Source organism: Actinophytocola xanthii, assembly GCF_001921205.1.
Lineage (GTDB): Bacteria > Actinomycetota > Actinomycetes > Mycobacteriales > Pseudonocardiaceae > Actinophytocola > Actinophytocola xanthii.
The window spans coordinates 21649-41948 of the sequence record NZ_MSIE01000054.1 but is presented as its reverse complement, the minus strand read 5'-3'; the positions used below and the strand labels follow the sequence as shown (position 1 = coordinate 41948).

General features: G+C 70.9%; 13 protein-coding genes. 8 read left to right on the top strand and 5 right to left on the bottom strand.

Features of this window, described 5'->3' with window-relative positions:
• The first annotated feature begins 30 nt into the window (after positions 1–30).
• Positions 31–1224: a cytochrome P450 gene (locus tag BU204_RS26835; RefSeq protein ID WP_075128570.1), complete on the top strand. Its 1194-nt coding sequence runs from the start codon at positions 31–33 to the stop codon at positions 1222–1224.
• Positions 1225–2379, top strand: coding sequence for an ATP-dependent Clp protease ATP-binding subunit ClpX (clpX, locus tag BU204_RS26830; protein ID WP_075128539.1), 1155 nt, complete (start codon positions 1225–1227; stop codon positions 2377–2379). It begins immediately after the preceding gene.
• Positions 2380–2429: 50 nt separating this feature from the next.
• Here clpX and BU204_RS26825 read toward each other — a convergent pair whose 3' ends face one another.
• From BU204_RS26825 to BU204_RS26815, 3 genes are all read right to left on the bottom strand, one after another.
• Positions 2430–4562 (bottom strand): OmpL47-type beta-barrel domain-containing protein, encoded by a 2133-nt coding sequence (locus BU204_RS26825; protein ID WP_075128538.1) that lies wholly within the window; start codon positions 4560–4562, stop codon positions 2430–2432.
• 76 nt (positions 4563–4638) lie between these two features.
• Positions 4639–8607 carry a ThuA domain-containing protein gene (locus tag BU204_RS26820; RefSeq protein ID WP_075128537.1) on the bottom strand — a complete coding sequence of 1323 codons (3969 nt, stop codon included), beginning with the start codon at positions 8605–8607 and terminating at the stop codon, positions 4639–4641.
• Positions 8608–8658: 51 nt separating this feature from the next.
• The gene (locus tag BU204_RS26815; protein ID WP_408608048.1) at positions 8659–9693 is read right to left on the bottom strand and encodes a multicopper oxidase domain-containing protein; all 1035 of its coding nucleotides are present in this window, start codon (positions 9691–9693) and stop codon (positions 8659–8661) included.
• 594 nt (positions 9694–10287) lie between these two features.
• Between BU204_RS26815 and BU204_RS26810 the strand changes: the two genes are divergently transcribed.
• From BU204_RS26810 to BU204_RS26795, 4 genes are all read left to right on the top strand, one after another.
• Positions 10288–11313 (top strand): alpha/beta hydrolase, encoded by a 1026-nt coding sequence (locus tag BU204_RS26810; protein WP_198943009.1) that lies wholly within the window; start codon positions 10288–10290, stop codon positions 11311–11313.
• Positions 11313–12038, top strand: a complete 726-nt coding sequence (locus BU204_RS26805) for an esterase family protein (protein ID WP_075128535.1) — start codon at positions 11313–11315, stop codon at positions 12036–12038. The genes BU204_RS26810 and BU204_RS26805 overlap by 1 nt, the downstream gene beginning before the upstream one ends.
• 14 nt (positions 12039–12052) lie before the next feature.
• Positions 12053–13285 carry an ATP-grasp domain-containing protein gene (locus BU204_RS26800; protein ID WP_075128534.1) on the top strand — a complete coding sequence of 411 codons (1233 nt, stop codon included), beginning with the start codon at positions 12053–12055 and terminating at the stop codon, positions 13283–13285.
• Between the two features lie 66 nt (positions 13286–13351).
• Positions 13352–16018, top strand: a complete 2667-nt coding sequence (locus tag BU204_RS26795) for an ATP-binding protein (RefSeq protein ID WP_075128533.1) — start codon at positions 13352–13354, stop codon at positions 16016–16018.
• On the opposite strand, the gene BU204_RS26790 is transcribed toward BU204_RS26795, so the two are convergent.
• Entirely contained in the window at positions 15999–17495 is a 1497-nt protein-coding gene (locus BU204_RS26790) for an FAD-dependent oxidoreductase (protein WP_075128568.1), read from the bottom strand. The two genes, BU204_RS26795 and BU204_RS26790, sit on opposite strands and share 20 nt — an antisense overlap.
• 34 nt (positions 17496–17529) lie before the next feature.
• Positions 17530–17949: a DUF6098 family protein gene (locus tag BU204_RS26785; protein WP_075128532.1), complete on the bottom strand. Its 420-nt coding sequence runs from the start codon at positions 17947–17949 to the stop codon at positions 17530–17532.
• Positions 17950–18090: 141 nt separating this feature from the next.
• Between BU204_RS26785 and BU204_RS26780 the strand changes: the two genes are divergently transcribed.
• Complete coding sequence (locus tag BU204_RS26780) at positions 18091–19449, top strand: FGGY-family carbohydrate kinase (RefSeq protein WP_075128531.1); 1359 nt, start codon at positions 18091–18093, stop codon at positions 19447–19449.
• Positions 19446–20300 carry a hypothetical protein gene (locus tag BU204_RS26775; RefSeq protein ID WP_075128530.1) on the top strand — a complete coding sequence of 285 codons (855 nt, stop codon included), beginning with the start codon at positions 19446–19448 and terminating at the stop codon, positions 20298–20300. The genes BU204_RS26780 and BU204_RS26775 overlap by 4 nt, the downstream gene beginning before the upstream one ends.

Genomic DNA, 20300 nt, shown 5'->3' with positions numbered 1-20300 from the left:
ACAGGGCAGGATACCGTCACCATTCAGATGATGACGTCATATGATGTGAACATTGGAGTGCGTGTGAACGAGATCGACCTCGCCGACCCCGAGGTGTCGCGAGACCCCTTCACCGCCTACGGCCGAGCCAGGGAGGCGGGCCCACTGGCCAGGCTGACCATCCCCGGCATGGGCCCGGTCTGGGTCGTGACCAGGCACGAGGACTGCCGGGCGGTCCTCGCCGACCCCCGGTTCGAGCTCACCGGGCAGAGCTTCCTGCGCCCGGAGGTGCCCGAGCACTGCCTGCGCTACATGCGGACGATGTCGGAGATGGACGGCGCCGAGCACAAGCGCCTGCGGCGCCTGGTCACACCCGCGTTCTCGGTGCGGCACGCAGACCGCTTCCGCCCCACGATCGAGCGGCTGGTCGACGCCCTGCTCGACGCACTGCCCGACGACGACCCGGTCGACCTGCTCCCCCACTTCGCCCGGCCGCTCCCGATGGACGTGATCTGCGAGCTGGTCGGCATCCCCGAGCCCGACCGGCCGCGGTGGCGGGAGCACGGGGCGGCGGTCGCGGTCGGCTATGGGCCGGGCTTCGTCGCGGCGATCCCGGCCATCATGGCCGGCGCAGAGGCCGCCGTCGCGCGCCGGCGGGCGGAGCCGGGCGAGGACGTGCTCTCCACCCTTCTGGGCGCGGGCGACCAGATCTCCGACACCGAGCTGGTCACGCTGGTCTGGCACCTGGTGATCGCCGGGCAGACCCCGACCAACCTCATCCTCAACGCGCTCGCCGCGCTGCTCACCCACCCCGACCAGCTCGAGGCCCTGCGGCAGGACCCGACCCTGCTGCCCGGCGCCGTCGACGAGCTGGCGCGCTGGTGCGGGCCGACCGTGCTGACGATCCCGCGCCGCGCCCGCGAGGACGTCGAGCTGCACGGCGAGCTCGTCCGCGCCGGGGACGCCATCACCGCCGCGGTCACCGCGGCCAACCGCGACCCCCGGGTGTTCGAGGACCCGGACCGGCTCGACGTCCGGCGCCCGTTCGGTCCGCCCGGTCACCTCGGCTTCGGTCATGGGCCGCACTTCTGCCTCGGCGCGGCGCTGGCCCGGGTGCAGACCGAGGTCGCCCTCGCCGCCCTGCTGCGCCGCTACCCCGACCTGGCCGCGGCGGCGGACCTCGCCGACCTCCGCGCGCCCGACCCGGGGACCTACCGGCTGACCGGGTTACCGGTGAGGCGCTAGATGGCGTGCTCCTTCTGCGGCGCGCGGCAGCACCGGGTCCGCCGGCTGATCGCCGGACCCGGTGGGGTCTTCATCTGCGACGGGTGCGTGGCCCAGTGCACGGAGATGGTCGCCGAGGCCGAGGCGGCCGCGTCGGAGCCCGCCGGGGTGCCACCCCCGGCGGAGATCCACGCCCTGCTCGACCAGTACGTCGTGGGGCAGGAGAACGCCAAGCGCACCCTCGCGGTCGCCGTCTACAACCACTACAAGCGCACCCGGGCCGAGCTGGCCAAGTCGAACGTGTTGTTGCTGGGTCCGACGGGGTGTGGGAAGACGTATCTGGCGCAGACGTTGGCGAAGTTGTTGAACGTTCCGTTCGCGATCGCGGATGCGACGGCGCTGACGGAGGCGGGGTATGTGGGTGAGGATGTGGAGAACATCCTGTTGAAGTTGATCCAGGCCGCTGACTATGACGTGAAGCGGGCGGAGACGGGGATCATCTATATCGACGAGGTGGACAAGATCGCGCGGAAGTCGGAGAATCCGTCGATCACGCGGGATGTGTCGGGTGAGGGTGTTCAGCAGGCGTTGTTGAAGATTCTGGAGGGGACGACGGCGTCGGTGCCGCCGCAGGGTGGTCGCAAGCACCCGCACCAGGAGTTCATCCAGATCGACACGACCAACGTCCTGTTCATCGTCGGCGGCGCCTTCCCGGAGTTGGTGCGCGAACCCCGACAGAGCACGGGAATCGGCTTCGGCGCCGGATCCGCGCCGCCGGCCAGGGTCTGGCCGGAGGACCTCATCCGGGCCGGGATGCTCCCCGAGTTGGTCGGACGCCTCCCGGTGATCACCACGGTGTCCGAACTGGACCGGGACACGCTTGTGGACATCCTCGCCACCCCGCGCAACGCGCTGGTCAAGCAGTATCGGGCGCTGTTCGCCATGGACGGCGTGGAGCTGGAGTTCACCCGGACCGCCCTCGAGGCCGTCGCCGACCAGGCGGTCCTCCGGGGCACCGGTGCCCGTGGGCTCCGGGCGGTGATGGAGGAGGTGCTGCGGCCGCTCATGTTCGAGGTCCCCGGCCGGGCGGACGTGGCCAAGCTGGTCGTCACCGAGCAGGTGGTGCTGGCCAACGCCAGGCCGATCACGGTCGCCAGGCGGGAGCGGTCCGCCTGAACGGCGAGGGCCCCCGGTCGTGCGACCGGGGGCCCTCGTCCGTCACCGGCTCAGGCCGCGTTGGCGCCGTTGGTGCCGATGTCCGAGCGGGTGGCCGCCCGGACGATGATGTCCCGCTCGACCGAGAGCAGGACCCCGGTCGTGACCAGGTTCCTCGTCACCTGCTTGACGTGCCTGACGAACGCGTTGTGCGTCTCGTACTCCGCGTCCTCCGCGATCAGGTCGTTGATCGTGCAGCCGTTCCCGGTGTCCACGTTGGCGATGAACGTGTTCTCGTAGCCGATGATCACCGTGGCGCGGGTGTCGGAGTCCGGGCAGGCGTCGTTGTTCGCGGCGACCACCGTGAACGAGCCGGACAGCTCCGCGGAGACGTTGCCGGCGTTGTCCGTCGCCCGGTACCACACCGTGTGCGAGCCCTCGCCGACCGACAGGGGCTCGGTGTACGCGGTCCACGCACCGTCGTCCAGCTTGTACTCGATCGAGGCCACACCGGAGTCCACGTCGAGCGCGGAGATCGTGACGGTCGCCGTGTCCAGGTAGTTCCAGCTGGCGTCCTGGTCACCGGTGACGACGGCCGAGACGCTCGGTGCGACGGTGTCCTCGTTCGGGTCCTCGACGACGGTGAACGACTCCGAGCCCTGTGCCGACGTGTTGCCGGCGAGGTCCGTCGCCCGGTAGGCCAGCGTGTGCTCGCCCGCCGCGCTCACCTGCACCGCCTGCGAGTACCTGGTCCACGGCCCACCGTCGAGCGAGTACTCGACGGTGTCCACACCGGAACCCTCGTCGGACGCGGAGAGGGTGACCAACGCGCTGCCGACGTAGTTGCCCTCGGCGTCCTGCTGGCCGACGACGGTCGCCGACACGGTCGGCGCGGTGGTGTCCTGCTCCACGATGGTGAAGTGCGCCATGCCCTCGGGCGAGGCGTTGCCCGCGACGTCCGTCGCCCGGTAGTGCAGCATGTGCGCACCGGCCGTGTTGACGGTCACCGGGCCGGTGTACGCGGTCCAGGCACCACCGTCCAGCTGGTACTCCACCGAGGCCACGCCGGAACCCTGGTCGCTCGCGGACAGGGTCACCACGGCGGCGTCGACGTAGTTGCCCTCGGCGTCCTGCTCCCCGCTCACCTCGGCGGTCACGGTCGGCGGCGTCGTGTCCTCCTCGCCGCCCTCGACGACGCGGAAGGGCACCGAGCCGGTCTGCGACTCGTTGCCGGCGGCATCGGTGGCCCGGAACTGCACGGTGTGGTCGCCGGGCTCGGTGACCGTCACCGGGCCGGTGTAGGCGTGGAAGCCGGTGTCGTCGATCTCGTACTCGACAAGCGCCACGCCGGACCCGTCGTCGGTCGCGGTCACCGTAACCGTCGCGCTGTCGACGTAGTTGCCCTCGGCGTCCTGCTCCCCGCTCACCTCGGCGGTCACGGTCGGCGGCGTCGTGTCCTCGTTGCCCTCCTCGACGACCGAGAACGAGACCATGCCATCCGGCGAGGCGTTGCCCTCGACGTCGGTTGCCCGGTAGTGGAGCATGTGGTCGCCGGCCGCGCTCACCACGACCGGTGCCGTGTACGGGGTCCACGCCCCACCGTCGAGCTGGTACTCGACGGTGTCCACACCGGATTCGGTGTCGGTGGCGTTGATCGTCACCGTGGCGCTGCCGACGTAGTCGCCCTCGGTGTTCTGGGTGCCGGTCACCTGCGCGGAGACCGTCGGCGGTGTGGTGTCCCCGCCACCACCGTTGGTCACGGTGAACTCGCCGGCCATCGTGCTGTGGCCGGGGATCGTGCAGTAGTAACGGTACTTGCCGGGGGTCAGCGTGACCGTGGCCTCGTGCCGGCCGTTGTTCGCGTCGAACGGGTTGGCCAGGATGTTCAGCGAGACGTCGTGGTTGTAGCCCGGGGTGGACCGGTCGAAGGTCAGGGTGTGCGGCATGCCGGTGGTGTTGCCGGTGGCCGTGCTGTTCTCGAAGACGATCGTGGTCTGACCGGCTACCGCACTGGTCGGCTCGATGCCGTACTCGGTGGTGCTGTCGGTGCCCGTCCAGGTCAGGGTCTGCGCCGCGGCCGCCGCCTGCGGGGCGGCGGGCGCCGGCTTCGGCGGTGCCGCCTCCGGCGTGGCCGAGGCCGGTGCCGCCACCAGCCCCAGCACGGTCAGCGCCGCGGCGGCTGCGGCGACTAATGGTCGAAACATGTCTGGGTGCCTCCAAGTGGGTGTGGGGGAGGAAGACGGGCCGACCGGTGCGCGGTGCACCGGCCGGCCCACCTCACTACAGCTCCCGCACCCGGATGTTGCGGAAATCGATCAGATCGTTCGTGCCGTGGTTCTGCAGCCCGATGAAGCCGCTGAGGAACTGGCGCAGATCCGTTGACGGGTCACCCGGACGCGAGGACTGCTTGCCCGGGGTGTTGTCGAACTCGTTGATCACCACACCGTTCCTGATGATCGTGTAGTGCTGGCCGACAACCTTGACCTCGTACTCGTTCCACACGCCCTTGTCGGTCGGGTTTGCCACGTCCAGGCCGACCGGGTCGAAGTTGTAGACCGACCCTGTCTTCTGCGGCTCGCCGGTGTCGCCGTCGTAGATCTGGATCTCGTGTCCACAGTAGATCGCGACCCACGCCTCGGAGGTCCGAGCCGAACCGACGGTCCCGCAGCTGCCCGGCGGGCGCTGCGCGAGCGGCGTCCTCGGGTCCGGGAACCGGGTGAAGATCCCGCTGTTGGCGCGAGTCCCCTCCGGGGAGGAGTCCCGGAACTGCGCCTTCACCGAGAAGTCACCGAAGGCCTTGCCCGTGTAGTAGAGCATGCCCAGCCCACCGCTGGAGCGAAGGACACCGTCCGGCTGGATCGCGAACGACCCGGACGGCGCCTGACGCCAGTCGTAGAGCGACTCGGGCAGACCGTTGTACAGCGTGTCGTAGCCCCGCACACCCGGCTTGCCGATGGTGGACTCCTGCGCCGCCGTGTCCAGCTTGGCCTTCTGGTTGGCGTTCAGGATGCCGAGCTGCTGGAGCTGCTTGGTGACGGCCTTGACGTGGTTGACGAACTGGCCGTGCTTGGCCCAGGTGATCTCGTCGTCGATCAGGTCGTCGACCTTGCAGCCGCCGCCGACGTTGCGGTTGGGCACCGTCGTGTTCGCGTCGAGGAAGGTCACCGTGGTGTTCGGATCGGACACCACGCAGCCGACGTTGACGTTGGTCCTCGTCGTCGCCGTCTCGCCGTCCGCGTAGGTCACGGTCAGCGTGGCGGTGTAGGGACCGACCCGCTTGTAGGTGTGCACCGGGTTGGCCTCGGTCGAGGTGGTGCCGTCGCCGAAGTCCCACGCCCAGGACACACCGCCAGCACGCAGGCCGTTGAACCGGTAGGTCAACGCCCTGTCCTGGACCGCGACCGAGTTGGTGGTCACGGCCGGGGTCGGACCGCCACCGGTGTAGGACACCCTGATCAGCTTCTGGTTCTGGGTCAGCGAGAAGAACCCGCCGCCGTAGTCCAGCAGGTAGAGCGCACCGTCCGGACCGAACTTGGCGTCCATCCAGTCCTGCAGCCGGTCGCTGCCGCCACCACCGGGGATGATCGGTCGGATGGTCTCGGCGAACACCGGCGGCTGGGCCGTCGGGACGCCGGCCGGGTCGACGGTCACCGCGATCCGGTTCTGGTTGTTGGACTGGTCACCGATGAACCACTTGTCGTCCCAGTACTTCGGCCAGGCGACACCGCTGTTGGTGTTCACCCGGTCGTAGTGGTAGGTCGGACCGGTCATGACGGCCTGGCTGCCACCCTTGAGGTAGGGCTGGGTGTAGGTGGCGTCCGCGGCGTTGTAGGTCGGGATCGAGCTACCCGGCCGCTTCGGGAAGACCGGGCCGCCACCGTCCGGCGAGTACCAGATCATGTTGTCCTTGACCGGCGGCAGCTCGATCAGACCGGTGTTGCGCGGCGAGGTGTTCAGCGGGTTGTCGCAGTCGTACCACCCGGTCAGCACCTCGGCGTTGGAGTTGCTGCGGTCGCGGTAGGGCTGCCGGTTGCCCATGCAGTACGGCCAACCGTGGTTGCCCGCCTCGGTGATGATCGTGGCGGTCTCGTACTTCGCCGGCCCCAGGTTCGGGTTCGGCGTGAGTGCGTCCGGCCCGACCCAGGCCGCGGTCAGCCAGTTGTGCTCCGGGTCGATCTGCAGGCGCGAGATGTTCCGCACACCCATCACGTAGATCTCCGGCCGCGTCTTCGCGGTCCCCGGCGGGAACAGGTTGCCCTCGGGGATCGTGTAGGTGCCGTCGGCCTCCGGGTGGATCCGGATGATCTTGCCGTTCAGGTCGTTCGTGTTACCCGCGGTGCGGCGAGCGTCCTGGAAGGACACACCCTTGTACTCGGCGGTCCAGTTGTTGCCGGAGTACCCACCCGAGCCCTGCGAGGAGTTGCTGTCGCCGGACCCGACGTAGAGGTTGCCGTCCTTGTCGAAGGCCATGCCACCACCGGCGTGGCAGCAGCTGTGGATCTGCACGTCCCAGGACAGCAGGTCCTTGCGGGTCGCCTGGTCCAGAGTCTGGGCCTGGAAGTTGTAGGTGAAGCGCGAAATGGTGCGCTTACCGATCCGCTTGTCCCGGTCGATCGAGGCGTGCGGCATCCAGTAGGTGTAGACCCAGCCGTTGTCCGCCCAGTTCGGGTCCAGGACGATGCCGAGCAGGCCCTCCTCGTTCTTGATCAGCTCGTCGCCGCTGCCGCGGTGGCCCATCACCTCGAGGGTGGTGAGCAGCTTGACCTGCTTGGTCGCCGGGTCCCACTGGTGGATCGTGCCGCAGCCCTTGCCGACGTTCGGGTTCTCCCACTCCACGATCGGAGCCGTCGGGCAGGCCGCCTTGCCGACGTAGAACACCTTGCCGTCGGGCGCGACGGTCAGGCCGTGCGGCTCGCCGACCTGGTCGAGCTGGCCGGTCTGGTTCGGAGCGGTCAGGCGCTCGATCTTGTAGTTGGACGCGATCGTCGCCTTGCAGTCGGCACGGACCATGCCGGTGGTCCACTTGAGAGCGCCGAGCAGGTGCTTGCGGAACGCGCTTTCGCTGTAGCTGCCGTCCGTGTGGCCCATGCCGGTGTAGAAGGACCGACCACCGTCGTAGTCACGGCACCAGGACACCGGGTGGAACGGTCCGTTCGCGCCGGGGCCTGGGTTGTAGTGCCGCTCCTCGACCTGGGCCACGGTGTGCACCGTGCCGACCGGGTTCGTCGCCCAGTTGTACCACTTGTCGGTCCGGGTGACGTTCAACGGCAGGCCCGCGTTGGCCGGGTGGTGGCGGTCGGTGATGTTGACGACCGACTGCACCGGGGTCGGCTCCGGCGGGGGCGCGGACTCGGCCGTGTAGAGGCTCCACTCGGCGAGCTGGGTCAGCGGCTCACCCGAGTTCTGGGTGATGTTGAGCCGGTAGTGAGCCCATGCCGTCGTGTTGGTGACCTCGAACTCCCTGCGCTGGAAGCGCTCCGGGAAGACCTGGTTGGTCCGGCTGTCGATGTCGGTCCAGGTCGTGCCGTCCTGGGAACCCTGCAGCGTCCAGTTCCGCGGGTCACGGCCGTCGAAGTCGTTGGCGGAGGTCAGCGCGTACTTGGTCACCACGGCCGGGGTGGCGAGCCGGTAGGTCACCCAGCCCGTGGTCGCCCGGGCGAGCCACTTGGTGCTCGACTGGCCGTCGTTGAGCTTGTCCTTGGTCTCGCTCGGCGGGTTCTCCGCGCTGGCGGTGATGGTCGCGGCCGGCAGCGCCTGGGGCAGCGAGCCGACCGGACGCGCACCGAGCAGGCCGGTGAACCAGGTCGAGTCGGGCTGGAACTTGACCGCGTCGGCCACACCCAGGTAGCCGTTGCCGGCCTTGATGAAGCTCTGGAGCGCGGCCTCCTGCGCGGCGTTGAGCGCCGCGCCCTCCGCGGAGAGCATGACAACGCCGCGGTACCGGGCGAGGTTCTGCGGGGTGAACGCGGCGGGGTCGCTGGTGACCGCGACGTTCATCCCGTTCTGCTGGCCGAGTCCGGCGATCGCGTCGGTCGCCCGGACGACGGGGTCCTTCTGGGCGTCCTCGGGCCCGTGGAAGACCAGCACGTTGACCGGCGCCGCGGCCTGGGCCGCGGCCTCCGGCGCGGTCTGGCCGACAAGCGCCGGCGCGACCAGCGTGCCGAACGACAGCGCGGCGCTGGTCAGCACCACCCCGGCCCGTCGCCATGGTCGGCGCCGGGCCAAGCCACTGGGAACTCTTCGTCCCATCCCTCGCTCCTTCGTTGGTGGTTGGGGGGTTGTCTGGTTGTGTCGGACGGCTCAGTGGCCGCCGTGTGCGGTGTGCGGGGCGGTGGCCGCGGCCGGCTCAGTTGCGGCGTGCCCACCGTGGTCGTGTCCGTGGAAGCGGTCGATGGCCTCCTGGGCACCGGCCGGCATCGTGCCGTCCGCGTTGCGCACCAGGAAGATGCCGGCCATGCCCGTGTCCGAATGGGACTGGACGTGGCAGTGGTACATCCAGGCGCCTGGGCCGACCGCCTCGCCGGCGAGCACCTGGAACCCGAACGAGCTGCCCGGGTCGAGGTTCTTGTTGTCGACGACGTTGGCGTGGTCGTTCTCGCCGCGGAGCATGCCGGTGCGGGTGTCCGCCCAGCGGTGCGCGTGCAGGTGGAAGGTGTGCGGCAGGTTCCCGTGCCCGATGCAGACGAACTCGACGCGCTCGCCGTGCCGCGCCTCGAACATCGGGGTGTCCGGAGCGACCTTGTTGTTGATGGTCATCTCGTTGAACACCACGGTGAACTGGCGGTCGGGCAGCAGGTCACCGCGCCTGCGCACGATGAGCCCGCCGTAGAGCCCTCTGGCCACACCGGCGGTGCCGTGGCTCGTGCCCATCGCGTGGTCGTGGTAGTGCCAGTAGCCCGCGCTACCGGGCATGTAGAAGCCACCGCTGGCCTTGTACTGGGTCTGCGTGCGCCAGATGTAGGTGCGGGTCTGCCCCGGCTCGTTGAAGGAGCCGTTCAACGGCGCGCCGTCGGACGCGGTGTCGTAGTTGACGCCGTGCGGGTGGATCGAGAGGCGTTGGTTGGTCGTGTTCACCAGCTCGATCTCGAGGGTGTCGCCCTCGTAGATCTCCAGCAGGGGCCCGGGGATGGTCGCCTCCCCCGGCGCGAGGCCGTAACCGAACTGGTTGTTCGGCAGCGCCTCCGCGTAAATCGTCACGCGGCGGACGCGGCCCTGTACGGCGCTGGCCGTCGACCCGGTGGCACTGGCCACCACCACCGGCGCGGCGGCCACGACGGCGGCGCCGGCCAGCATGGAGCGGCGGGAGACGGGGAACGGGGCGCGTTTGTCCATCATGGATCTCCAGTTGGCGGGGATGCAGGCGAGCAGGGGTGTTGGCCGGTCGGCCCCGGGAAGCGCCAGGTCGAGGCCGGATGGGTTTTCGCGCCGTGGCCAGGTCGGCTCACCATGCGCGCAGCTGGCACAGGGATCGAACACCCCCGTGCTCCCGCCGCGATGACATCCTTGTCATGCTGCCACGCCCTTCGGCCCGCTTCTGATCAAACGAGTCGAACTTATGCCGCGGAACGACAAAAGTTAAGGGCCAAATGGCTTAATGGGGGATTCACATACCACTCCAGGGGTCGCAGCAGGGGGCAGGAACGCAGCTTTCGTTCAAGCCCTGATCAAATCGGTCCGTGGCACGCTGTGTGAGGAGGCCGTCCTCCCACTCGTCAAATGCCACTGCCGGCCGCTCCGCCGCACACGGCGGGTGATCGGCGCCCCGGCGGCACCACCCTGCCGCACCGGGCTCGTCACCGGTACGCACCCTAATGTCTCGGTTGGACAACAACTGACCGGGGGTCGGGCGGAGCGGGATCGTCCGCGCTGCTCAGGTCGGCCGACGGCCGTGCACTTGACTCCCCCCCGCCCGGTGGCTGGAATGGGGTGGTGATCGACACGGGGCCGATCGTCACCGCCGACTCGGTGACCTTCCGGCTGCCCGACGACGGGCCGGACCTGGACGGCGCACGGCTACTGCCCGCCCTCTCGCTCCCGCCGGAAACCGAGCTCGACTTCACCCATACCGAGGGCACCTGGCGGCTCACGCTCGACCGGCCACCCGTCCATCGGATGGAGTACCGCTTCCAGCTGCGCCACCCCTCGGGGGACCTCGAGGAGGTCTGCGACCCGGCCAACCCCCTGCGCGCTCCGGGAGCTTTCGGCGACAAGTCCGTCGTCGAGTTCCCCGACTACACCGCGCCGAGCTGGTTGGCGGCCGACCGCGTCGAGGGCGAGCGGCTGGAGGTCCGCGACGGTGTGACGCTGTGGAGCCCGGCCGGCCCCGACGAGCCGCTCCCACTGCTGGTCGCGCACGACGGGCCCGAGTACGACGAGCTCGCCGGGCTGACCCTCTTCTCCGCCGCGATGATCCAGGCCGGTCGCCTGCCGTCGCACCGCGTCGCCCTGCTCTCCCCCGGCGACCGCGACGAGGAGTACTCGGCCAACCCGGCGCACGCGACGGCACTGCGCAGGACGATCCTCCCGGCGCTGCGGACCGCGGCGCGGGTGCGCGGTCCCGTCGTCGGGATGGGCGCGAGCCTCGGCGGGCTCGCCATGCTGCACGCCCACCGCCGCCACCCGGGCCTGTTCGGCGGTCTGTTCCTGCAGTCCGCGTCGTTCCTGGACATCGCGGTCGACGCGCACGAGGCGGAGCGCTTCGGCCGGTTCGAGCGGGTGGACGCGTTCGTCGGCCGGGTGCGCAGGCGCCGTCCGTCCCGGACCGTGCCCACCGTGCTGACCTGCGGGCTGGCCGAGGAGAACCTCGCCAACAACCGCCGGATGGCCGCGGTCCTGGACCGGCAGGACTACCCGGTGCGGCTGGTGGAGGTTCCCGACGCGCACAACTACGTCGGTTGGCGCGACGCGTTCGACCCGGCGCTGGTCGACCTGCTGACCCAGGTCTGGACATCCTGATGCGCCGCGACCAGTTCGAGCTGCACGGCGGCACCGTGATCGCCTACGGGCACTGGGGGCGACCGGTGCTGGTGTTCCCCGCCGAGCAGGGCCGGGCGTGGGACTTCGAGAGCAACGGCATGATCGACGCCGTGCGCCAGCTGCTGGACGCCGGGCGGGTCAAGCTGTACTGCGTCGACGCGAACGACTCGGCGTCCTGGTCGAACCGCTCCGCGCCGATGGAGCAGCGAGCGTTGGCGCACGGTGGGTACGAGTCGTGGGTGCTCGACCACGTCGTTCCCCTCATCCACGCCGACTGCGGCGGACCGCGGGAGATCACCGCGGTCGGCGCCTCGATGGGCGCGTTCCACGCGGTGCTGTTCGCGCTGCGCCGGTCCGACCTGTTCCCCCTCGCGATCGGGATGTCCGGCAACTACGACCCGTCCGCCTGGCACGGGTGGGGTGAGCGCGGCGACGCGGCCTACTTCGCCAACCCGTTCGACTTCGTGCCGAACCTGCACGGCGAGCACCTCGACTGGTTACGCGGCCGGCTGTCGGTGCTGCTGGTGGTGGGCCAGGGCCAGTGGGAGGACACCACCGGCGCCCTGGATTCGACCCGGCGCCTGGCCGGGCTGCTGGGGGACAAGGGGCTGCGGTGCGAGCTCGACGTGTGGGGGCACGACGTACCGCACGACTGGCCGTCCTGGCGCGCACAGCTCGCCCACCACCTGCCCCGGTTCTGCTAAGAGGAGGCTTGCCCGTGCCCGACCGCACCGAACACCTGCTGGGTCTGCTGCTGGGGACGGAGGAGGACTGGCCGCGCGCGTTCGAGGAGCTGGTGCGACGGCTCGGCCGGGTCAGCCACCAGGGCGTCGAGCACACGCTGCACACCGAGCGCATCACGATCGAACCGTTCGACCTGAGGGCGAAGCCGCGCTACGACCTCGTGATCGACCGGTTGGCCTACTGGTACTACCACCCGCGCGAGTGGCTGAAGAAGATCGCGCTGATGGACGACGTGTACCTGCTGAACAGCCCGTTCACCTTCCAGTCGATGGAGAAGCACGCCGCGTACTGCGCGATGATCCGGCTTGGCCTCAAGGTGCCGGACACGTGGCTGGTGCCGTACAAGAACCCGCTCGACAACGCCCGCTACGTCTACACGGCGGGGCGGTACAACCGGCCGTTCGACCTCGACGAGATCGCCGAGCGGATCGGCTATCCGCTGTACATGAAGCCCTACGACGGCGGGGCGTGGCGGGGCGTTTCCCGGATCAAGGACGCGGCCACCCTGCACCAGGCCTACGACCAGTCCGGCGAGATGCTCATGCACCTCCAGGCGTCGGTCGAGGGCTACGACGTGTTCGCCCGGTCGCTGACGATCGGCCCGGACAGCATGGTGATGCGCTTCCGGCCCGACCAGCCCATGCACGACCGGTACGCCGTGGACCACGAGTTCCTCTCCCCCGAGGCGGGGGCGGAGGTGCTGACGATCTCTCGGCTGATCAACGCGTTCTTCCGCTGGGAGTTCAACTCCTGCGAGAGCCTGGTGATCGGCGAGTCGGTGCACCCCATCGACTACGCCAACGCCTGCCCGGACATCTCGATCACCTCGCTGCACTACTACTTCCCGTGGGCGATCTCGACCCTGCTCAAGTGGTCGGTCTACTGCGCGGTGTCCGGCCGCCGGCCGCGGCTCGACCTGGCGACCAGGTTGTACTTCGAGGTCGCCGACTCCGAGCGCAGCTACGAGGAGAAGCTCACCGAGTACCGCCGCCTCGCCGACGACTACTTCGAGACCGACCGCTACCACGACTTCTGCGCGACCTCACTCGCCCGGGTCGACGACCTGGTGCGGGACTGGGTCACGTCCGCGGCGTTCGACGAGCTCCTCGTGCAGACGGTCCGGACGACCTACCCGGCCGCCGAGCAGGACCGGTTCCTGGCGCACTTCCGCGGCCTGCTCGGCCTCTGGGTCCGCGACAACGCCTGAGGCGCCGGCCGGGCGCGGGAGCCGGCACCGCTTGCCGTCGGTGCCGCGAAGTGGGTTCATGGGGACATGACCCCGCCGGCCGCCGTTCACCGGACCGTCCTGGTGGTCGACGTGTCGGCGTTCGGGGACCGGCGGCGGACAAACCTCCACCAGCTGACCGTGCGGCGAGGGTTGTACGGGGTGCTGGAGCGCGTCTTCGCCGAGATCGGCGTCTCCTGGCCGGACTGCGATCACGAGGATCGCGGCGACGGCGTGCTCGTGGTCATTCCGGCGACCGTCGGCAAGGGCGTGTTCGTCGAACTGCTGCCGGAACGGCTGGCGGCCGGGCTGCGGGCGCACAACCAGGCCCGCCCAGCCGAGGAGCAGATCCGCCTGCGGCTCGCACTGCACGCCGGGGAGATCCACTACGACGAGCACGGCGTGGTCGGACGGGCGGTGAACCTGGCGTTCCGGCTGCTGGACTCCCCGGCGTTCACCGCGGCGCATGCCCGGTCCTCGGGCCTGCTCAGCATCATCACCTCCGCCTGGTTCTTCGAGGAGGTGGTCTGGCACAGCGCCACCGCCGCCCGCGAGGCGTACCGCCGCGTCCACGTCACGACCAAGGAGACCGACACGGTGGCCTGGGTTCGACTGGTGGACGGCGAACCGGCAGCGGTGGACGAGCAGCCCCTGGTGGCCCGGCCGGCGGCTCCCCACCAACTGCCGCCGACCTCCCGGCAGTTCGTCGGCCGGGAGGCGGAGCTGACCTGGTTGACCGAGCTGGTCGACGCGGCGATGTCGCCTGGTCGCGACGCCACGGTCGTGATCACGGCGATCAACGGCACAGCGGGTATCGGCAAGACCGCGCTCGCCCTGGCGCTCGCCCAGCGTGTACGCGGCCGTTTCCCGGACGGCGAGCTGCATGTCAACCTGCGGGGCTTCGACGAGCAGGAGCCCATGGACGCGAGCCAGGTACTCGACAGCTTCCTGCAGACCCTCGGCGTCTCGCCGGAGGCCATCCCGACCGACCTGGACGGCAAGTCGGCGCTCTACCGCAGTCTGCTCGCCGACCGGCGCATGCTGGTCGTTCTCGACAACGCACGCTCGAGCGACCATGTGCGTCCGCTCCTGCCCGGCAGCCCCACCTGCGCCGTGGTGGTCACGAGCCGGAACCGGATGGACAGCCTGCTGGTCCGCCACGGCGCACACCGGGTGGTGCTGGACGTCCTGTCCGACGAGGAGGCACTGGCGCTGCTGGCCCAGCGGGTGGGCGCCGACCGGCTCGACGCGGACCCGCACGCCGCAGCCGAGCTGGTCCGCCTCTGCGCGAACCTCCCCCTCGCGCTGAGCGTGGCGGCCGCCCGGGCCGCGAGCCAGCCGATGCTGTCCCTGGGCGACCTCGTCGAGGAGCTCCGCGACGAGAGGCGCCGGTTGGACGCGCTGGATCTGGGTGAACCGGACCTCGACCTCCGGGCGGTGTTCTCGTGGTCGTACTCCGTGCTCTCACCGCGGGCCGCGAATCTGTTCCGGCTCCTGGGTCTCTACCCGGGGGCGGACATCGACGTGTCCACCTGCGACGCTCTGGTCGGGGGCGCCGGGGCACGTGGGGCGCTGCGAGAGCTGACCCAGGCACACCTGGTCGGCGAGTACCTGCCCAACCGGTTCCGTCTGCACGATCTGCTCCGGGCCTACGCCGCCGAACTGGTGGCGAACGACCCGGAGCGTCACGACGCCAGGAGGCGGGTGGTCGGGCACTGCCTCAGCACCGCGATCCGAGCTGATCGTCTGCTCCTGCCGCACCGCCACGGCCGGGAGACGGTGACCGAGGGGTACCGGGACGGCGGGATGGAGCTGGCGGACTACGGCGGCGCCATGGACTGGTTCACCCATGAGCACCCGACGCTGCTGGCGATGGTCGGGTTCGCTGCGGCCGCCGGTCTCTGCGACCACGCCTGGCGAATCGCCTGGGCATCCACGACGTTCCTCCGCCGCACGGGGAGGTGGTCCGAGCGCGTCGCCATCCACCGGGCGGCGTTGGCGGCGGTGCGGCAGGCCGAGGACCCCTTCGGCGAGGCGACGACCTGTCGAGGGCTGGCGGTCTCCGTGGCCAGGCAGGGGCTCGGCGTGATCATCGGCGTGGACCTCGGCCCGTACGAGGAGGCCGTCGAGCTGTTGGACCGGGCGGCCGCGATCTACCGCCGTACCGCCGACGAGCGCGGCGCGTTCAGGAACCACCTCGCCTACGTCCGCGTGTTCGACGCGTGGGGCAGGTACGACGAGGCTCTCGCCCATGCCGAGGCGGCGTGGGCGTTGATCCGCCGGTTCGACGACGACGACCTCGGACGCGCCGACGGGTTGGCCGCCCTGGCCGCTCAGCTGACCGTCCTGGACCGCTTCGAGGAGGCTCGTCCGCTGGCCGTGCGCGCCCTGGAGCTGTACACCGCCATCGGCCATCTCGAAGGCCAGGCCGACGTCCTGCTCACCCTGGGCGACGCCGAGCGCGCGCTCGACCTCGCCGCGGCCGGCGAGTTCTACCGACGTTCCCTGGAGCTGGACCGCATCCTGGGCGACAGGTACTGGGAGGCCGTCGCGACCGAACGGCTCGCCGAGACGCACCCGGACGCGGCCGATCGGGTCGCCGGCCTGCGGGCGGCGTTGAAGATCTACCAGAAGATCCGCCACCCCGCCGCGAGCCGGGTGGAAGCCCGCCTGCTGTCGGCTACCGGTCCTCCTGTCAGGACTTCTCGTCGGTGATCTTCTTGAGGGGGCGCACGGCGGGGCCCTGCAGCACCGAGCCGTCCACGCCGAAGCGCGAACCGTGGCAGGGGCAGTCCCAGCTGCGTTCGGCGTTGTTGAAGGCGACCAGGCAGCCCAGGTGCGTACAGCGGGCGCTCACCTCGTGCAGCTCCCCCGTCTCGTCCCGGTACGACGCGACCATCGCCGCCCCCCGTCGGGCCACCCGCGCGGACCCCGGTTCCAGCGTCGACGCGTCCGCGCTGCGCAGGGCGCGGGCGTGGTCGCCGGCCAGGTGCTTGGCGACCGTCGCGTTGGCGGAGACGAACGAGGGGACCGAGCGCAGCGACACGCGGTTGGGGTCGTAGAGCGACGCCAGGTCGTTCTTCTCGCCGAGGACCAGGTCGCGGAGCAACAGCCCGGCCGCGGTACCGCCGGTCATGCCCCACTGGCCGAAGCCGGTCGCGACGAAGAGGCGTTTCGCGCCGGGGTGGTAGCGGCCGACGTAGGGCACTCCATCCAGTGTGGACATGTCGTGGGCCGACCAGCGGTGGGTGATGCTGGTCAGGCCGAGGTGGGTGGCCGCCCACTCGGCCAGCTTCTCGTACTTCGCGTTCACGTCGAGCCGGGCGCCGACGCGGTAGGCCTCGCCGCCGACGACGAAGTAGCGCCGGCCGCCCGCCGTCGCAGCGCGGACCGAGTAGTGGGTGTCGGCGTCGAGGTAGGTCCCGGTCACCTCCTTGGGCGCGGGGCCGGCCACCACGAGATCGCGCGTCGGCTCCAGGCGGGCGAAGAACACGCCCCGGTCGAGGATCGGGTAGTGAGTCGTCACGACGACCGCCTCGGCCTGGATGGTGCCGGCCGTCGTGTGCACGCGCATGGGGTTGGCCTCGGTCACGTTCGTCGCGCGCACGCCCTCGACGATGCGGCCACCGCGCGACTCCACGAGGGCCGCCAGGCCGAGCAGCCACTGGCGGGGGTGGAACTGGGCCTGGTCGGCGAAGCGCACCGCGCCCACCGCGCTGACCGGAATGTCCACCATGTCCACATAGGACGCGGGGAGGCCGGCGTTCAGCGCCGCCTCGGCCTCGGCACGCAGGGTGTCGCGCTGGTCGGGCCTGGTCGAGTAGACGTAGCTGTCCACTCGCTCCAGGGCGCACTCGATGCCCTGCTCCGCGGCGACCCGGAGAACCCACTCCAGCGCCGCGAGCTGGCTCGCGCCGTAGCTCGCCGCGGCGGCCCGGCCCTTGCTCCTGGTCAGCTGGTCGTAGCGCAACCCGTGCTGGGAGGTCAGCTTCGCGGTCGTGTGGCCCGACACCCCGGCCGCCACCCGGTCGGCCTCGATGACCGTCACCGTCCGACCGGCCTCGGCCAGCAGGTACGCCGTCGTCAAACCGGCGATGCCGGCCCCCAACACCACCACGTCCGCCTTCGAGGGGAGCGCGGCCGAACGGTCCGGTGCCTGGGCGGTCGCCACCCACAAGGAGCGAGAGTCCATGCCGAGCGGGTGCCCCACCGGTCGAACCTGAAACTCAGTGCGTGGCGCGGCCGGCGTCGAGCCGCTCGTGGTAGCGCCGCTGAGCGTTCCTGACCAGCTCGCTGGACAGCCAGGCGACCGGTTGGATCTCGTCGAGCAGCGGCTCGTTGTCGGGTCCGAAGTCGACGACCCGGCCGGTCAGCACCCAGGGTCGGGCACCCTCGGCGAGCTCGCGCAGGTACTGGCAGATCCGGCGGGCCAGCCAGTCCTCCGGCGGCAGCGACCACCAGCGCGGCACCTTCAGCGGGTTGGCTGACAGGCCGGGCATGAGCAGGCCGCTCTCGTGGTCCTTACTCGGGTGCTGGGTGTCCGCGGCGGGACCCGGCGAGTACCTCAGGTACAGGTCCACTCCCTGCTCGATCAGGTCCGCGAGCTCGTCCAGGCGGTGCAGCGTCGGTATCCCCAGGGCGTCCATGGCCCCGGGTATGCCCCCGGCATTCCCGGTGAAACAACAGGTCACTCCGGTCGCCACTTGACCAGCGGCGGTACGAGTGGCGAGGATGGCCGACGAGGGTGTGACAACGTTGCCACACCGGTCGGAAGGGGACCAGGAGGCGTGGCGCAACGGCTCGCGGGGGTGGACGTCGGGACGACCAACTGCAAGGTCGGCCTGTACACCGTGGACGGTACCCCCGTCGTCCAGCGTCGCCGACCCACCCCCGCCGATGCCGGGGAGCTGGTCGCCGGCGTGCTGGAGGACCTGCGCGACTGCGTCGAGGAGGCGGGGCCGCCGCTCGCCATCGGCGTAACCGGCGTTGCCGAGGGCGGGGTGCCGCTGGACGCCGAGCTCCGCCCGCTGCGCCCCCTGCTCTGGTGGCACGACGACCGGGCCGAGGAGCAGGCGCGCTGGCTCGCCCGCCGCGTGGGCCGAACCCCGATCTTCACCACGAGCGGCGTCGACGTCGCGGCCAAGACGCCGCTCGCGACCTGGCTGTGGTTGCGCCACAACGAGCCAGACTCCCTCGACCGGATGCGCTGCTGGACGAGCGTGCCGGACCTGGTCGCCACGGCCCTGTGCGGCTCACCGCTGACCGACCGGACGCTCGCCGGCCGGACCGGCGCCTTCGACCAGCGCGCCGACCGGTGGGACGAGGACCTGCTGGCGCTGGCCGGGATCCGCCCGGCCCAGCTACCCGGGCTGGTCCAGGCCGAAACGGCGGCCGGCATCCCGGTGGTCGTGGCCGGCCACGACCACCTGGTGGCCGCACACGCCGCGGGTGCCCGCGCCCCGGGTGCGGTCGTCGACTCCCTGGGCACCGCGGAGGCCGTGGTCACCACGACCGCCGAACCCCCCGGCGCGGAGGCCGCGGGCACGGGCATGTCCTGGAACCGCTCCGCGGACGGCGCCGCCTGGGCCATGGTCTCCGGGTTCCCGCACAGCGGCCGGCTGGTGGAGTGGCTGCGCTCGCTGACCGCGGGCGACTACGACACGCTCGAGCGGCTCGCCGACGCCGTGCGCCGTCCGACCGGCATCGTCGTCCTCCCCTACCTCTCCGGCCGCGCCGCTCCCGACCCCGACCCGGACCGCCGGCTCTCGGTGCACGGCCTCGGCCGCGAACACGGCCTGGCCGACATGCTCGTCGCGGTCCTCGAAGGCGCGTGCTTCCACGTCCGGTGGATGGCCGAGCGCCAAGCCGACCACGCCGGCAGCGGGCTCGGCACGCTCACCGTCCTGGGTGGACCCAGCCGCGGCCGGGCACTGGTGGACATCAAGGCACACGTGATGCCGGGTCCGACCAGCCTGTGCACGGCGGGCGAGGCGGCCTGCACCGGCGCCGCACTGCTGGCCGGACGCGCGGTCGGGCTGCCGGCACCCGTGCTCGAGCGCACCCCCCTCCCCCGCGACGACGTTCTCGCCGACCGGTACGACCCGATCTACCGGGACTTCCTGTCCCGGGCACAGGAGGCGGCATGACGAACCTGGCAGACCTGTCCCGACCCTCCGGCGGCCTGGCCATGGTGGCCATGGACCAGCGCGAGAGCCTGCGCACGATGTTCGCCGAGCGCACCGGCGAGCCGGCGGCCGACGCCGACCTCGTCCGGTTCAAGCTGGCCGTGGCCGACGAGCTGGGGCCGCACGCAAGCGGTTTCCTCATCGACCGGACCTACGGGTTCGAGCAGGTCGCCGCGCGCGGGCTGCCGTGCGGGCTCATCCTCGCCGCGGACACGCTGGTCCACCCGCCGGGCGGCGGGCCGGTGGCACGCACCGAGATCGACAAGGGCATCGACCCGGGGTGGGCCAGGACGACCGGCGCAAGCGCGTTGAAGCTGCTGCTGCTCTGGCGGCGCGAGGACCGTGACGCTCGGCTGGCGATGGCGGCCGAGTTCGTCGACCGCTGCGCGAGCGCGGGGTTGGTCTCGATCCTCGAGGGCGTGGCGCGCCCCGCGCCTGGCGAGGACTTCGACGAGCTGCTGCTGGAGGCGGCGACCGAGTTGGGCGCGCTGCGCCCGACCCTCTACAAGGCACAGGTCCCCCGGCACGGCAAAGGTGACCCGGTGGAGGTCGGGCGCCTCTGCGAGCGGGTCACGGCCGCGCTCCCGGTGCCGTGGGTGGTGCTCTCGCAGGGCGTCTCGATCGCCGACTTCCCCGGCGCGGTGCGCACCGCGTGCGCGGCGGGTGCCTCCGGGTTCCTCGCCGGGCGCGCGGTGTGGAGCGACACCCTGCCCGACCCGGTGCCGCTGCTGCGGACCCGCGCGGTGGACCGGCTCCGCGCGCTCGCCGAGGTCGTCGACACCACGGCGCGACCCTGGCAGGAAGCGGCCTGA

Excerpts from the sequence above, each read along its gene's own strand:
- BU204_RS26835 (WP_075128570.1), top strand. The coding sequence starts at position 31 with ATGACGTCATATGATGTGAACATTGGAGTGCGTGTGAACGAGATCGAC.
- clpX (WP_075128539.1), top strand. The coding sequence starts at position 1,225 with ATGGCGTGCTCCTTCTGCGGCGCGCGGCAGCACCGGGTCCGCCGGCTG.
- BU204_RS26825 (WP_075128538.1), bottom strand. The coding sequence starts at position 4,562 with ATGTTTCGACCATTAGTCGCCGCAGCCGCCGCGGCGCTGACCGTGCTG.
- BU204_RS26820 (WP_075128537.1), bottom strand. The coding sequence starts at position 8,607 with ATGGGACGAAGAGTTCCCAGTGGCTTGGCCCGGCGCCGACCATGGCGA.
- BU204_RS26815 (WP_408608048.1), bottom strand. The coding sequence starts at position 9,693 with ATGATGGACAAACGCGCCCCGTTCCCCGTCTCCCGCCGCTCCATGCTG.
- BU204_RS26805 (WP_075128535.1), top strand. The coding sequence starts at position 11,313 with ATGCGCCGCGACCAGTTCGAGCTGCACGGCGGCACCGTGATCGCCTAC.
- BU204_RS26795 (WP_075128533.1), top strand. The coding sequence starts at position 13,352 with ATGACCCCGCCGGCCGCCGTTCACCGGACCGTCCTGGTGGTCGACGTG.
- BU204_RS26790 (WP_075128568.1), bottom strand. The coding sequence starts at position 17,495 with ATGGACTCTCGCTCCTTGTGGGTGGCGACCGCCCAGGCACCGGACCGT.
- BU204_RS26785 (WP_075128532.1), bottom strand. The coding sequence starts at position 17,949 with ATGGACGCCCTGGGGATACCGACGCTGCACCGCCTGGACGAGCTCGCG.
- BU204_RS26775 (WP_075128530.1), top strand. The coding sequence starts at position 19,446 with ATGACGAACCTGGCAGACCTGTCCCGACCCTCCGGCGGCCTGGCCATG.